This is a genomic window from Pseudonocardia hydrocarbonoxydans (genome assembly GCF_006539565.1).
Classification (GTDB): domain Bacteria; phylum Actinomycetota; class Actinomycetes; order Mycobacteriales; family Pseudonocardiaceae; genus Pseudonocardia; species Pseudonocardia hydrocarbonoxydans.
Genome location: NZ_BJNG01000011.1, coordinates 98,306 through 111,960 on the forward strand (window position 1 = coordinate 98,306; position 13,655 = coordinate 111,960).

Consider the following 13,655-nt stretch of genomic DNA (forward strand, 5'->3'; position numbering starts at 1 on the left):
GTGGTCCGCATCACGTCCGAGAGTAGGCATGTCAATCGACGACCGTCAAACATCTGCCCAGTGTTGATCGTGGCTAGGCTTCCCCCGTGGACGAGGAACGGGACGGCGCCCGTCCGCAGACCGTGCTGCTGGCCTTCCTCGGCGCGTACGTCCTGGGCCGGGACGTGCAGGTCGCGACGGCCGGGGTGCTGGAGCTGCTGCGCCGCGCGGAGGTCTCCGAGCAGGCCGCCCGGTCCACGTTGAGCCGCGCGGCCCGCCGTGGCCTGCTCGAACGCACCCGGCACGGCCGGGAGGTCTACCTCGGGCTCACCCCGTCGGCCCGTCGCGTGCTCGACGACGGCAGCGACCGGATGTGGCGCACCGGCCCCGTCAACGACGACTGGGACGGCAGCTGGACGCTGCTGTCGTACTCGCTGCCCGACTCGTGGGCGAAGCAGCGGCACGCGCTGCGGGCGCGGCTGGTCTGGGCGGGGTTCGGGTCGCTGCGCGGCGGGCTGTGGCTGGCCGCGGGGCCGGTGGACGTCACCGCGCTCGTCGACGGGCTGGAGGCGGCCGCGCACCTGTCGGCGTTCACCGCGACCGCGCTGCCGCCCACCGACGTCGACACGCTGGTCCGCGACGCGTGGGACCTCGACGCACTCGCCGGGGACTACGCCCGGTTCGAGCGGCGCTGGTCGGACCCGGCGCGGGACCCGGCCGACCCGCTGGCCGCCCAGGTCGCACTGGAGGCCGACTGGCTGCGCACGATCCGCAACGACCCCCGCCTGCCCGTGCGGCACCTGCCGGCGTCGTGGCCCGCGGTCGGCGCCCACGACCTGTTCCTGCGCCGCCACCGCGAGCTCGCGCCGCGGGCTGCGGAGGTGGCGGCGCAGATCCTGCGGGTGCGCGAGGCCCGCTGAGTCGGGTCGCCGTCAGCTCAGGGCCTCCCGGCACGCGTCGAGGTGGGCGCGCAGGGCGGTGCGCTGGGCCGGGTCCAGGGCGGCCAGCATCCGCTCCTCCAGGGCCCCCACCTCGTCGGCGAGGGCGGCGAGCAGGGCCCGGCCCTCGGCGGTGAGGCTGGTGCGCAGCCGCCTGCCGTGGGCCGGGTCCGGCGTGCGGACGATGTGCCCGCGGGCCTCCAGGGCCGTGACGATGTCGGCCATGGCCTGCGGCGTGACGAACGAGGTGCGGGCGAGATCGGCGGTGGTCAGGCCGTCGCGGCGCTCCAGGACGGTGAGCGCGGTGTAGGTCGCGGTCGTGAGGCCGTGCGGGCGCAGCAGCTCGTCGAGGTGCGACCGCACGGCCAGCTCGACCTGCTTGACGACGTACAGCAGGGACGGCGGCACCCCTCGACAATAACAGGGTTCCTGTTAATCTCGGAGCCGTGCACCCACCCGACGGACTCGGCAGCTGGCCCGCGCGCCGCGCCCGGATCGACCCCGCCCGCACCGCGCTGGTCGGCCCGGGCGGCGGGCGCACCTACGGCGAGCTGGCCGAGCGCGTCGACCGGCTCGCCGGCGTCCTGGCCGCGGCCGGGGTCGGGAAGGGCGACCGGGTCGCGCAGCTCGGCGTCAACGCCGTCGAGGTGCTGGAGACGTTCTTCGCGGTCTGGCGCCTGGGGGCGATCGCGGTGCCGCTCAACCACCGCCTCGCCGGGCCCGAGATCCGGTACATGCTCGGCGACGTGGGCGCCTCGTTCCTGGTGGCCTCCCCGGACGCCGCCGCGCTCGCCGCCGGGTTCGCCGGGCCGCGGCTGGAGATCGGGCCGGCCTACGAGGAGGCGCTGGCCGGGGCCGGGGGCGCGGCGCACCCCGTCGGCCTCGACGACCCCGCGCTCGTCCTCTACACCTCCGGCACCACCGGCCGCCCCAAGGGCGCGGTGCTCACCCACGGCAACCTGACCTGGAACACCGTCAACCAGCTCGCCCACGTCGACGTCGCGGGCACCGACCGCGTGCTGTGCATCGCGCCGCTGTTCCACTGCGTCGGGATCGGGCAGATCACGCTGCCGACGCTGTTCAAGGGCGGGTCGGTGGAGCCGGTCGCGAAGGTCGACCCCGCCGCGATCCTCGCCCGGATCGGCGAGGCCGGGATCACCGGCTTCTCCGCCGTCCCGACGATGCTGCAGATGCTCTGCGACCATCCCGGCTTCGCCGCCGCCGACCTGTCGTCGCTGCGCGTCGTCCAGTACGGCGGGTCGCCGGTGCCCGCCCGCGTCGCGGCCGCCTGGCTGGACCGCGGGGTGACGCTGCAGCAGGGCTACGGCATGACCGAGGCGAGCCCGGGGGTCCTCATGGCCACCCGCGAGGGCTCGACCGCGCACCCGGTGTCGGTGGGCGTCCCGCACTTCTTCACCGACGTGGCGATGGTCCGCGACGGCGCCGTCGTGCCCCCGGACGCGGGGCCGGGGGAGTTGCTGGTGCGCGGCCCGAACGTGTTCGCCGGCTACTGGGGCCGGCCGGACGCCACCGCCGACGCCACCCTGGACGGCTGGTTCCGCACCGGCGACGTCCTCACCGTCGACGACGACGGCTGGGCCACCGTCGTCGACCGCCTCACGGACATGTTCATCTCCGGCGGCGAGAACGTGTACCCGGCGGAGGTCGAGGCGGTGCTGCTGGCCGTCGACGGGGTGGTGGGCGCGGCCGTCGTCGGGGTGCCGGACCAGCGGTGGGGCGAGACCGGCGTCGGGTTCGTGCAGCCGGCCGAGGGCGTCGACCTCGACCCCGACGCGCTGCGCGGGCACCTGACCGCGCACCTGGCCCGGTACAAGGTGCCGCGCCGCATCGTGATCGTCGGGGAGCTGCCCCGCAACGCGACGGGCAAGCTCCGCCGCGCCGAGCTGCGGGCGACCGCGGAAGGACTCCGATGACGCTGCAGGTGGAGGACCACGGTGCGGTCGCCGTCGTCCGGTTGGACCGCGCGGCCAAGCGCAACGCCCTCGACGACGCCACCGTGCTCGCCCTGGAGGCGTACTTCTCCGCGGTGCCCGAGGGGGTCCGCGCGGTGGTCCTCGACGCCGAGGGCGAGCACTTCTCCGCCGGCCTCGACCTCGGTGAGCTGGCCGAGCGCGACGCCTACGAGGGCCTGCTGCACTCCCGGATGTGGCACCGCGCGTTCGCCCGGATCGAGCACGGCGGCGTGCCGGTCGTCGCCGTGCTCAAGGGGGCGGTCGTCGGCGGCGGGCTGGAGCTGGCCTGCGCCGCGCACATCCGGGTCGCCGAGCCGAGCGCGTTCTACGCCCTGCCCGAGGGCAGCCGCGGGCTGTTCGTCGGCGGCGGGGCGTCGGTGCGGGTGCCGAAGCTGATCGGGGTGCACCGGATGGCCGACATGATGCTGACGGGCCGCGTGCTGGACGCCGACGAGGGCCACGCGCTCGGGCTGTCCCAGTACCGCGTCGAGGACGGCCACGGCCTCGATCACGCACTCGGGCTGGCGAAGAAGATCGCCGGCAACTCGCCCGTCACGAACTTCGCGGTGCTCCAGGCCCTGCCCCGCATCGCCGCGGCCGACCCGGAGCAGGGCTACCTGATGGAGTCGCTGATGGCCGCGGTGGCGTCGAGCAGCGAGGAGGCGCAGACCCGGATGCGGGAGTTCCTGGCCGGGCGTGGGCCGAAGGTGGCGAAGAAGTGAGCCGGATCGAGGCCTTCGCCGCGGCGGTCGGTGTCGACGACCACGCCGCCCTGCACCGCTGGTCGGTCACCGACCTCGACGGGTTCTGGTCGGCTGTCGTCGAGCACCTCGGCGTCGAGTTCACGACCCCGCCGACCGCGGTGCTGGGCCGCCGGGAGATGCCGGGGGCGCGGTGGTTCCCCGGCGCCGAGCTGAACTACGCCGCGCACGCGCTGCGCGGGACCGGTGGCGTCGCCGTCGTCGCGTACTCCCAGACCCGCGACGTGATCGAGCTGACCTGGGACGAGCTGCGCGACCAGGTCGCCAGGGCCCGCGCCGGGCTGGTGCGGCTCGGCGTCGGCCGCGGCGACCGGGTCGTCGCCTACCTGCCCAACATCCCCGAGACGCTCGTCGCGTTCCTGGCCACGGCGAGCCTCGGCGCGGTCTGGGCGAGCTGCGCACCGGAGTTCGGGGCGCGCGCGGTGATCGACCGCTTCGCCCAGATCGAGCCCACCGTCCTGCTCGCCGCGCCCGGCTACACCTACGGCGCGACGCCGGTCGACCGCCGCGCCGAGGTCGCGGCCCTGCGCGCGGGCCTGCCCACGGTGCGCCACGTCGTCGCGGTGCCCGGCGACCTGCCCGACGCCACGACCTGGGCCGACCTGCTGGCCGAGCCCGCCGGGCCCGCGTTCGACCCCGTCCCGTTCGACCACCCGCTCTACGTCCTGTTCTCCTCGGGCACGACGGGGAAGCCGAAGGCGATCGTGCACGGGCACGGCGGGATCACCGTCGAGCACCTGAAGAACCACGCGCTGAGCTGGGACCTCGGGCCCGGCGACCGGATCCTGTGGTTCTCCACCACCGCCTGGATGATGTGGAACGCGCTGGTCTCCGGGCTGCTGTGCGGGGCGTCGGTGGTGCTGGTCGACGGCAACCCGGTCCACCCCGACGTCGGATGGCAGTGGCGGATCGCGCAGGAGACCGGGGCGACGCTGATGGGCGCCTCGCCCGGGTTCCTCATGGCGTGCCGCGCCGAGGGGTACGTGCCGCCCCCGCTGCCCCGGCTGCGCCAGCTCGGCGCCGCCGGGAGCCCGCTGCCGCCGGAGGGGTACCGCTGGGTCGCCGAGCACCTCGACGGCGTGCTGCTCAACGTGGGCAGCGGCGGCACCGACGTCTGCACCGGGATCGTGCAGGGCAGCCCGTGGCAGCCGAGCGTGACCGGCGAGATCGCCGGGCCCGCGCTCGGCGTGGCCGCCGCCGCGTTCGACGAGGACGGGAAGCCGGTCGTCGGGGAGCTGGGGGAGCTGGTGATCACCGAGCCGATGCCGTCGATGCCGGTCGGCTTCTGGGGCGATCCGGACGGGTCGCGCTACCGGTCGTCGTACTTCGACGTCTGGCCCGGCGTGTGGCGCCACGGCGACTGGGTGCGGTTCTCCGGGTCCGGCAGCTGCGTGATCGCCGGCCGCTCGGACGCCACGCTCAACCGCGGCGGCGTCCGGCTGGGCACCGCGGAGTTCTACGCGGTCGTCGAGGAGCTGCCCGGGATCGTCGACAGCCTGGTCGTGCACCTGGAGGACCCGGCGGGCGGCAACGGGGAGCTGCTGCTGTTCGTCCAGCTCGCCGAGGGTGCCGAGCTGGACGAGGCGCGGATCGCCCGCGAGCTGCGCACCGCGCTGAGCCCGCGGCACGTCCCCGACCGGATCACCGCGGTGCCGGTGGTGCCGCGCAACCGCACGGGCAAGAAGCTGGAGCTGCCGGTGAAACGGATCCTGCTCGGCGCCGAGGTCGACGACACCGCCCGCGGCGTGCTCGCCGACCCCACCGCCCTCGACGTCTTCCCGGGCCTGCGATGACGGGGCCTGCGGTGACGGGGCCGGCGGTGACGACCGTCGCAGTGGTCGGGACCGGCGCGATCGGCGTCAGCTGGGCGGCGCACTTCCTGAACCACGGGCTCGACGTGGTGGCGAGCGACCCCGCGCCGGGCGCGGAGGACCGGCTCCGGGACGGCGTCGCGGAGATCGGCGCCGACCCGGCCCGGCTCACCTTCACCGCCGACGCCGGGCAGGCCGCCGCGGCCGCCGACCTGGTGCAGGAGAACGCCCCGGAGCGCGCCGAGGTCAAGCACGCGCTGTTCGCGGTCCTCGACGAGGCCGCCCGGCCGGACGTCGTGCTGGCCAGCAGCTCGTCCGGGATGCTGCCGACCGAGATCGCCCGCGCCGCGACCCGGCACCCCGAACGCGTCCTCGTCGGCCACCCGTTCCACCCGCCGCACCTCGTGCCGCTCGTGGAGGTCGTGCCGGGGGAGCGCAGCTCGGAGGCGGCGACGGACGCGGCGATGGCGTTCTACGCCTCGGTCGGCAAGACGCCGATCCGGCTGCGCCGCGAGCTGCCCGGGCACATCGCCAACCGGCTGCAGGCCGCCCTGTGGCGCGAGGCGTACTCGCTCGTCGACCGCGGGGTGGCCTCGGTCGCCGACATCGACACCGCGATCTCGCAGGGCCCCGGGCTGCGCTGGGCGGTGCTCGGCCCGTTCGCCAACCAGCACCTCTCCGGCGGGCCCGGCGGCATCGCGCACGTCCTGGAGCACCTCGGCCCGCCCACCGAGGCCTGGTGGCGCGACCTCGGCCACCCCGTGATGACCCCCGAGCTGGAACGCAAGATCATCGACGGCGTCGACGAGGAGCTGGCCGGGGTCGACCCGGCCGCGCTCGCGCGCTACCGCGACACCGTGGTCCGCGCGGTGCTCGCGGCCAAGAAGGAGTTCGACACATGAACAGGCCCGTGATCGACCCGACGACCATCGACGCCATCGACGTCCACGTCCACGTCGAGCAGGACGGCCACGGCTGCCTGTCGCTGGACCAGGAGCTGCTCGACGCCTCCGCCGCCTACTTCCGCGCCGACCAGGACCGCACGCCGACCGTCGAGACCATCGCCGCGCACTACCGCGAGCGCCGGATGGCCGCGGTCGTGTTCACCGTCGACGCGACGACGGCGACCGGGCACCCGGCCCTGTCCAGCGAGGAGATCGCCGACGCCGCCGCCGCGCACCCGGACGTGCTCATCCCGTTCGGCTCGGTCGACCCGCACGGCGGGGCGGCCTCGGTGCGCCGGATCCGCTCGCTCGTCGACGCGCACGGTGTCCGCGGGTTCAAGTTCCACCCGAGCCTGCAGGGCTTCACGCCCAACGACCCGGCGTTCTACCCGCTCTACGAGGCGATCACCGAGGCCGGTGTGCCCGCGCTGTTCCACACCGGCCAGACCGGGATCGGGGCCGGGCTGCCGGGCGGGCGCGGGATCAAGCTGCGGCTGTCGGACCCGATGCTGCTCGACGACGTCGCCGCCGACTTCCCGGAGCTGACGGTCGTGCTCGCGCACCCGTCCGTGCCGTGGCAGGACGCGGCGATCTCGATGGCGACGCACAAGGCGAACGTCTACATCGACCTGTCCGGCTGGTCCCCGAAGTACTTCCCGCCCCAGCTCGTGCGCGCGGCCAACTCGATGCTCCGGCGCAAGGTGCTGTTCGGCTCCGACTTCCCCGTCCTCACCGCGGACCGCTGGATCGCCGACTTCGCGACGCTGGAGATCAAGGACGAGGTCCGCCCGCTGATCATGAAGGACAACGCGGTGCGGATGCTGGGCCTGGGCTGAGCGGTGGCTCCGGTCACGCACGGCGGGGTGACGGGCCGCGGATCGGCAGGTGGGGGCGCCGGTGTGATTCGTCACCGGTGTCCGACCTTGACCGGCGCGGGGCGGCGGCGCCTACCGTCGGCGACCGTCCGGCCCACGATGGTGGCCGGGCGTTGCACGGACGAGCCGACACCGCCGCGTCACCTCGCACCCCGTCCCGCGGTCGTCGGTCCCTCGATCACACGAGGCGGGACGGGGGCCGGAGCCACCGGGTGACGCGGGATTCGGAACCTGGATCCACACGCATGTCGCGCATCTCCCTGTCCTTCCCCGCCCGACTGGCCCTCGTCGGCACCGCCGCCGTGGCCGCCCCGCTGCTGATGGCCGGCACGGCGAACGCCGCACCGGCCTCCACCTGGGACGCCCTCGCCGAGTGCGAGAGCAGCGGGAACTGGGACATCAACACCGGTAACGGCTACTCCGGCGGCCTGCAGTTCTCCCCGTCCACCTGGCGCGCCTACGGCGGTGAGGGCGACGCGCACGACGCCAGCCGCACCGAGCAGATCGCCGTCGCCGAGCGCGTGCTCGACGGGCAGGGCTGGGGCGCCTGGCCCGCCTGCTCGCGCGAGCTCGGCCTGCGCTGAGGACCTCGTGCGCGGGGACCGGGGCCACCGCCCCGGTCCCCGGGCCCGGGTAGGTTGACCACGTGTCCGACGGGATCCCCCGCAGCGGCGCCGCACGGTCGGCGCGCCTGGCCATGCTGCCGCTCGGCTTCGCCGGCCGCGCGGTCGCCGGGTGGGGCCGGTCGCTGGCCGGGGCCGACGCCGACGAGGTGGCCGCCGGCACCGCCGCCCGCAACGCCGAGCAGCTCTTCGCCGTGCTCGGGCGGCTCAAGGGCGGGGCGATGAAGCTGGGCCAGGCCCTGAGCGTCTACGACGCGATGGTGCCGCCCGAGTTCGCCGACGCCTACCACGACGCGCTCGCGACGCTGCAGACCGCGGGGCCGCCGATGCCCGCCCGCGAGGCGCACCGGATGCTCGCCGAGCAGCTGGGTTCGTCGTGGCGGGAGCGGTTCCGCGACTTCGACGACGAGCCGGTCGCCTCGGCCAGTCTGGGCCAGGTGCACCGCGGCGTCTGGCACGACGGGCGCGCCGTGGCGGTCAAGGTGCAGTACCCCGGTGCCGACGTCGCACTCGACGCCGACCTGCGCCAGCTCCAGCGCTTCGCGGGGCTGTTCGGCTCGCTGCTGCCCGGCCTCGACGCCCGCGCGCTGATCCGCGAGCTGCGCGCGCGGATGCTGGAGGAGGTCGACTACCGCGCCGAGGCCGACCACCAGCGCGCGTTCGCCGCCGCCCGCACCCCGGCCCTGCACGTGCCCGCCGTGGTCGCCTCCGCGCCGAAGGTGCTCGTCTCGGAATGGCTCGACGGCGTCGCGCTCGGCCGCCTGATCGGCGTCCCGGCCGTCGACGACGCCGAGCAGGCCGCGCGCGACGCCCACGCGCACACGATCGTCGAGACGATGTTCTCCTCGCCCGCCGCGGTCGGGCTGCTGCACGCCGACCCGCACCCCGGCAACTTCCTCGTCCTCGACGACGGCCGCCTGGCGATGATCGACTTCGGCGCGGTGGCGCGGCTGCCCGACGGCATCCCGCACGTGCTCGCCCGCATGCTGCGGCTCACCGCCGACGGGGACCGCGGGCCGCTGTCGGAGCTGCTGGTCGCCGAGGGCTTCCTGGCCCCCGACGCCCCCGACGCCGACGTCCTGCGCTGGGTCGGCGCCCTCGCCGACCCGCTGCGCGGGCCGGAGTTCCACTTCACGCGGGAGTGGATGGCGCGGCAGGGGGCGCGGGTCGCGAACCCGAACAACCGGGCGTTCCAGGGCACCGGCCGCGCGCTGAACCTGCCGCCGGAGCACGCGCTGGTGCTGCGGGTGCTGTCGGGCTGGATGGCGATCCTCGCGCAGCTCGACTGCACGGTGGCCGCCCGCGGGATCGTCGAGCGGCACCTGCCCGGGTTCGCGTCCGCGGGGTAGGCGACCTACGCGGAGTGCTCGCGCTCGACGGCCGTCGCGGAGTCCTCGGCCGTGCGCTGCTGCGGGATCCGCACGACCGGGATGGGCCCGGTGTCGAGGTAGCCCTGCCAGTCGTGGGTGGGGAAGCCCGCGTACCGGACGGCCAGCCAGTCGTAGTCGTTGCCGCGGCCGCCGCAGCGCTCGCACAGCTTCTCCCGGCCGAACCAGGTGCGCAGGCAGCGGCAGCACTGCAGGTGCGCCGGGCGCCAGCGCTCGTCGACGCGGGTCATGGCCAGCGAGCCGAGCACGATGACGGCGATACCGACGGTCAACGTCACCCAGATGAGCATTCCCGGGACCCTACGCATCAGGTGAACGATCCACTACGGAACGTGCGTTCTCGGGACGGCAACCGTCGCCGAACGGTCGATACCGGGCACTGCCAGGATGGGGTCGTGACCGCACCCGACCCGACCCTGACGTTGTGCGGGGCGCCCGTCCCGCTGGCCGTCCCCGCTCGCATCTACGTCTGCGGCATCACCCCGTACGACGTCACCCACCTCGGCCACGCCTCCACCTTCGTGTGGGCCGACACGGTGGCCCGCGTGATGCGCATGACCGGTATCGACACGGTCGTCGCGCGCAACGTCACCGACATCGACGACGAGCTCACCCGGGCCGCCGAGGAGCGGGGCAGGCCCTACGACGAGTTCGGGCTGTCCCAGGAGTTCACCGTCGACCAGGACCTCGCCGCGCTGCACGTCCGCAGGCCCGACCACGTGCCGCACGCCCGCCACCACGTCCGGCACGTCGTCGCGCTGGCCTCCGCGCTGCTGGTCGCGGGCGCGGCCTACGAACGCGACGGCGGCGTGTGGTTCCGCGGCTCCGGGGTGCCCGCCACGGCCGGGCTCGACGCCGACGCCGCCCTCGCGCTGGCCCGCGCCAACGGCGACGACCCCGACGACCCGCGCCGTGAGGACCCGTTCGACGTGCCGGTGTGGTGGCCCGCCGACGACCGCGGCCCGGCGTGGCCGAGCCCGTGGGGCCCGGGCCGCCCGGGCTGGCACGCCGAGTGCGCGGCGATGGCGCTGGCCACCCTGGGCGGCACCGTCGACGTCCTGATCGGCGGCGCCGACCTCGCCTTCCCGCACCACGCCTACCAGGTGGCGATGGCCGTGGCCGCCACCGGCGCCACGCCGTACGCGCGGCGGCGGATGCCGGTCGGCACCGTGCACGTCGACGGCGCGAAGATGGCCAAGTCGACGGGCAACCTCGTGCTGGTCGGCGACCTGCTCGGCCACCACCGCCACCCCGGCGCCGCGCTGCGGCTGCTGCTGCTGGACCGGCCGTGGGCGCAGGACTGGGAGTACCGGCCCGAGGACCTCGACGTCGCGGCCGGGCGGCTCGACCGGCTCTACCGCGCCGCGGCCGCCGGGGGCGGGTCCGACACCGACGTCGCCGCCGTCCGGGCCGCCCTGCTCGACGACCTCGACGTCCCCACCGCGATGGGGATCGCCCTCGACGCGGGCGGGGCCGCGGCCCGCCAGGCGGTACGGACGCTGGCCCTGCAGTAGGTGCCGCCCGGCGCGGTCTCGCTCAGCTCAGCCCGGCCAGCAGGTCGGCGAGCCCGCCGGGGGCACGGCCGGCTGTGCGGCCGCTCGTGCGGACCCGCCCGTCCAGGGCCGTGACGACCCGCAGCCCCCGGGCCCGCAGCCGCTCGACCAGCCCGTGGTCCTCGCCGTGCCGGACGGCCGGGAAGCCGCCCGCCGCCAGGTAGGCGTCGGCCCGGACGCCGAGGTTGGCGCCGTAGACGTGGGAGTGGCCGTCGGCGCGCAGGCCCGCGGCGACGATCCGGGCGTACGCGGGGCCGGTGGGCACGTCGAGGTCGGCCAGCCCGGCCACCGCGTGGGCGCCCGCGGCGGCGTGGCGCAGGTGGGCGGCGACCCAGTCCGGCCCGACCACGGTGTCGGCGTCGGTGCTGAGCAGCCATGTCCGGTCCGGGCGGGCGGCCAGCCGCGACAGCAGGTGCCGGACGCCCCGGTCGCGCAGCTCGCCGACGCACGCCGCGCCGTCGTTGATCAGCACCTCGACGCCGTCGGGGACCCGGTCGGCGGTGCGGTCGGTGCAGCGGTCGAGCACCGCCACCACCGCGGTCGCGACGCCCGCGGGCAGCGCGGCGAGCACGCTGTGCAGGCACGCCGCCACCCGCTCCTCCTCGTCGCGGGCGGGCACGACGACCCCCACGGCGTCCACTACGCCCGCCGCAGCACGTGCAGCAGGAAGCCCTCGTCGACGTGCGAGACGAGCGGGGTGAACCGCGGGTCCTCGAGCAGCACGCGGTGGGTCGCCCCGGCGTCGCGCGGGGCGTCGGCGGGCCAGCCCCGCCAGTGCGCGACCACGACGTCACCACCCGGGTCCACGGCCTCGGCCAGGCGGTCGACGGTGGCGACGAGCGTGGCGTCGTCGAGGTAGTAGAGGACCTCGCTGACGACGGCCAGGTCCAGCCCGCCGGGCAGGGCCGCGGCGTCCGGCAGCGCGGCCCGCACCGCCGCCACCCCGGCGGCCCGGGCGGCGGCCACGGCGGCCTCGGAGAAGTCGGAGACGTCGAGCCGGTCGCAGCGCGCGGCCAGCGCGGGGGTGAGCGCGCCGGTGCCGCAGGCCGGTTCGGCGCCGTGCCGGTAGCGCTCGCGGGGCAGGCAGGCCAGCAGTACCGCCCGCTTGCGCCGCTCGTACCAGCTCGTGCGGGTGTCCCAGGGGTCGCCGTCGCCTCCCGTGTAGAGCTCGTCGAACCGCTCGCGCGGGGCCGAGGCGGCCCGGGGGGCGCGGAACACGGTCTCGGCGCCGGTGTCGAAGTGGGCCAGCACCTCGGGTCCCACGATCGGCGGCTCGCCGCCGGGCCCCGGCCCGGTCTGGGAGGGGAAGCGGGCCAGCGCCCGCCGCTTCGCCGCGCGCGAGTCGTCGTCGAGCCGGTGGGTGCGGGCGTGGCGCCACGGGACCGCCGGGTCGTCGGGGCGCAGCCACGCCCACGTCCAGATCGGGTACGCCCAGCCGGTGGCCGTCACCGGGGCGGCGGCCGCGGCGGCGTGCCCCGCGGCGGCGTGGTCGGGGTGCGGGTCGCCGGTCCACGGGGCCAGTACCGCGTCGGCGCCGCGCAGCAGCGGCTCCAGCGCGGCGGCCAGTTCGTCCGCGTCGAGCGCGGAGTCGGGCATCCCGAGCCGGTGCACGGCGACCTCGCCCAGGCCCAGCTCGTCGAGCGCGTCGTCGAGCTCGCGGCGGCGGGCGGCGGCCAGCGCGGCCCGGCCGGGCCCGTCCAGCCCGGGGAACGCGGCCTCCCCGTCGGTGGCCACGACGAGCTCGAGCCGCCCGCCCGCCCGGTGTGCGGCGTGCATCAGGCCGCCGACGCCGAGCGTCTCGTCGTCGGGGTGGGCGGCGACGACGACCACGCGCCCGGTGAGCGCGGTGAGGTCGAACGGGGGTGGCGGCGGGTCGCGCAGCCAGGCCTGCGGCGGCGTCACGGGCCTCATCCGCGGACCCGGGCGCCGAGCGCGGCGAGGTCGCGCTCGGCGTGGTGCTGGCGGACGTAGACGCCCAGGTCGGCCAGGCGCGCACCGAGCCGGTCGTGCCGGGTGAGCACGGTGGACCCGGCCAGCCGCGGTGCCCGGTCGGCGACGGTGCGGGCGAGCCCGTCGGCGGCGGCGCGGGCGGTCCAGACCGCGGTGGTGTGGTCGGCGGCCGGGTCGGCGTCGATCGCGTCGGCGGTCCGGGCGAGCAGGGCGTCGGTGCCGGCCAGTGCGGTGTGCAGCGTGCCGAGGTGGGCCAGCCGGTGCGGGTCGTCGCCCGCCGCGCCGCGCACGTCGTCGACGATCCCGGCGGCGCCGCCCAGCCACACCGCGGCCACCCCGCCGCCGCCCCACCAGAACCCCTGGCGGGCGGTGTAGAAGCCGGGCGGGCCCACGAGCGAGTCGGCGGGCACCCCGGCGAACTCGACGTCGACGCTGTCGCTGGCCGCCATCCCGACCGGGTCCCAGGTGCCCTCGACGGGCCGTACGCGGGGGTCGCGCACGTCGACCTCGACGATCCGGTCCCCGGCCACGACCAGGGCCCGGTCCAGGGTGTGCGCGCCCGAGCAGAACCGCACGAGCCCGCACACCCCCGTGCCGCGCAGCTCCGCACCGGTGCCGCCCGAGCGGGCGGCCCACACGCCGTAGAGCGCGCCGGGGACGGGTGCGGCGCCGGCCTCGGCGAGGATCGCCAGTGCGTCGGTGTGGCCCTCGGCCAGCCGGGCGAGCACCAGGTCGGTGCGCCCCCAGCGGGCCAGTGTGCGCCAGCGTCCGGCGGTGTCGCCGTGCCCGGGCAGCGGCAGCGGGTCGCGCACGGCGTCGGGCAGTGCGGGCGCGGGACCCGGCGGGTGCGGGTCGAGCAG

13 protein-coding genes and 1 pseudogene are annotated in these 13,655 nt (G+C 76.3%); 9 read left to right on the plus strand and 5 right to left on the minus strand.

The window, feature by feature from the left end:
- Positions 1 to 86 precede the first annotated feature (86 nt).
- A complete protein-coding gene (locus PHY01_RS05855; RefSeq protein WP_141277492.1) occupies positions 87 to 899 on the plus strand; it encodes a PaaX family transcriptional regulator in 813 nt (270 codons plus the stop codon).
- Positions 900 to 911: 12 nt separating this feature from the next.
- On the opposite strand, the gene PHY01_RS05860 is transcribed toward PHY01_RS05855, so the two are convergent.
- Positions 912 to 1,325, minus strand: a complete 414-nt coding sequence (locus PHY01_RS05860; RefSeq protein ID WP_141277493.1) for a MarR family winged helix-turn-helix transcriptional regulator — start codon at positions 1,323 to 1,325, stop codon at positions 912 to 914.
- A gap of 38 nt (positions 1,326 to 1,363) precedes the next feature.
- Here PHY01_RS05860 and PHY01_RS05865 point away from each other — a divergent pair, with 38 nt between their 5' ends.
- From PHY01_RS05865 to PHY01_RS05895, 7 genes and pseudogenes are all read left to right on the plus strand, one after another.
- A complete protein-coding gene (locus PHY01_RS05865) occupies positions 1,364 to 2,851 on the plus strand; it encodes an acyl-CoA synthetase (protein ID WP_141277494.1) in 1,488 nt (495 codons plus the stop codon).
- On the plus strand, positions 2,848 to 3,612 hold the full coding sequence (locus PHY01_RS05870; protein ID WP_141277495.1) for a crotonase/enoyl-CoA hydratase family protein: 765 nt from the start codon (positions 2,848 to 2,850) through the stop codon (positions 3,610 to 3,612). Before PHY01_RS05865 ends, PHY01_RS05870 begins: the two co-directional genes overlap by 4 nt.
- Complete coding sequence (locus PHY01_RS05875) at positions 3,609 to 5,444, plus strand: acetoacetate--CoA ligase (RefSeq protein ID WP_141277496.1); 1,836 nt, start codon at positions 3,609 to 3,611, stop codon at positions 5,442 to 5,444. The genes PHY01_RS05870 and PHY01_RS05875 overlap by 4 nt, the downstream gene beginning before the upstream one ends.
- A 26-nt stretch (positions 5,445 to 5,470) precedes the next feature.
- Positions 5,471 to 6,364, plus strand: coding sequence for a 3-hydroxyacyl-CoA dehydrogenase NAD-binding domain-containing protein (locus tag PHY01_RS05880; protein ID WP_246085723.1), 894 nt, complete (start codon positions 5,471 to 5,473; stop codon positions 6,362 to 6,364).
- Positions 6,361 to 7,242 (plus strand): 4-hydroxyphenyl-beta-ketoacyl-CoA hydrolase, encoded by an 882-nt coding sequence (couO, locus tag PHY01_RS05885; protein ID WP_170183655.1) that lies wholly within the window; start codon positions 6,361 to 6,363, stop codon positions 7,240 to 7,242. Before PHY01_RS05880 ends, couO begins: the two co-directional genes overlap by 4 nt.
- Before the next feature lie 284 nt (positions 7,243 to 7,526).
- Positions 7,527 to 7,856: pseudogene (locus PHY01_RS05890) on the plus strand (transglycosylase family protein); the annotation flags it as partial.
- A 122-nt stretch (positions 7,857 to 7,978) separates the two neighbouring features.
- Entirely contained in the window at positions 7,979 to 9,253 is a 1,275-nt protein-coding gene (locus PHY01_RS05895) for an ABC1 kinase family protein (RefSeq protein WP_141277536.1), read from the plus strand.
- 5 nt (positions 9,254 to 9,258) lie between these two features.
- Here the strand turns inward: PHY01_RS05895 and PHY01_RS05900 are convergent, their stop codons facing one another.
- Positions 9,259 to 9,582, minus strand: coding sequence for a hypothetical protein (locus PHY01_RS05900; protein ID WP_141277499.1), 324 nt, complete (start codon positions 9,580 to 9,582; stop codon positions 9,259 to 9,261).
- A gap of 105 nt (positions 9,583 to 9,687) precedes the next feature.
- On the opposite strand from PHY01_RS05900, the gene PHY01_RS05905 reads away from it, so the two are divergent.
- Entirely contained in the window at positions 9,688 to 10,806 is a 1,119-nt protein-coding gene (locus PHY01_RS05905; RefSeq protein WP_246085724.1) for a cysteine--tRNA ligase, read from the plus strand.
- Positions 10,807 to 10,828: 22 nt separating this feature from the next.
- On the opposite strand, the gene PHY01_RS05910 is transcribed toward PHY01_RS05905, so the two are convergent.
- From PHY01_RS05910 to PHY01_RS05920, 3 genes are read right to left on the minus strand one after another with little or no spacing between them, the layout of a single operon-like run.
- Positions 10,829 to 11,485, minus strand: coding sequence for a glycosyltransferase family 2 protein (locus PHY01_RS05910; protein ID WP_141277501.1), 657 nt, complete (start codon positions 11,483 to 11,485; stop codon positions 10,829 to 10,831).
- Positions 11,485 to 12,756: a bifunctional PIG-L family deacetylase/class I SAM-dependent methyltransferase gene (locus PHY01_RS05915; RefSeq protein ID WP_141277502.1), complete on the minus strand. Its 1,272-nt coding sequence runs from the start codon at positions 12,754 to 12,756 to the stop codon at positions 11,485 to 11,487. The genes PHY01_RS05910 and PHY01_RS05915 overlap by 1 nt, the downstream gene beginning before the upstream one ends.
- Positions 12,753 to 13,607: an acyl-CoA dehydrogenase family protein gene (locus PHY01_RS05920; RefSeq protein ID WP_246085725.1), complete on the minus strand. Its 855-nt coding sequence runs from the start codon at positions 13,605 to 13,607 to the stop codon at positions 12,753 to 12,755. Before PHY01_RS05920 ends, PHY01_RS05915 begins: the two co-directional genes overlap by 4 nt.
- Positions 13,608 to 13,655 lie beyond the last annotated feature (48 nt).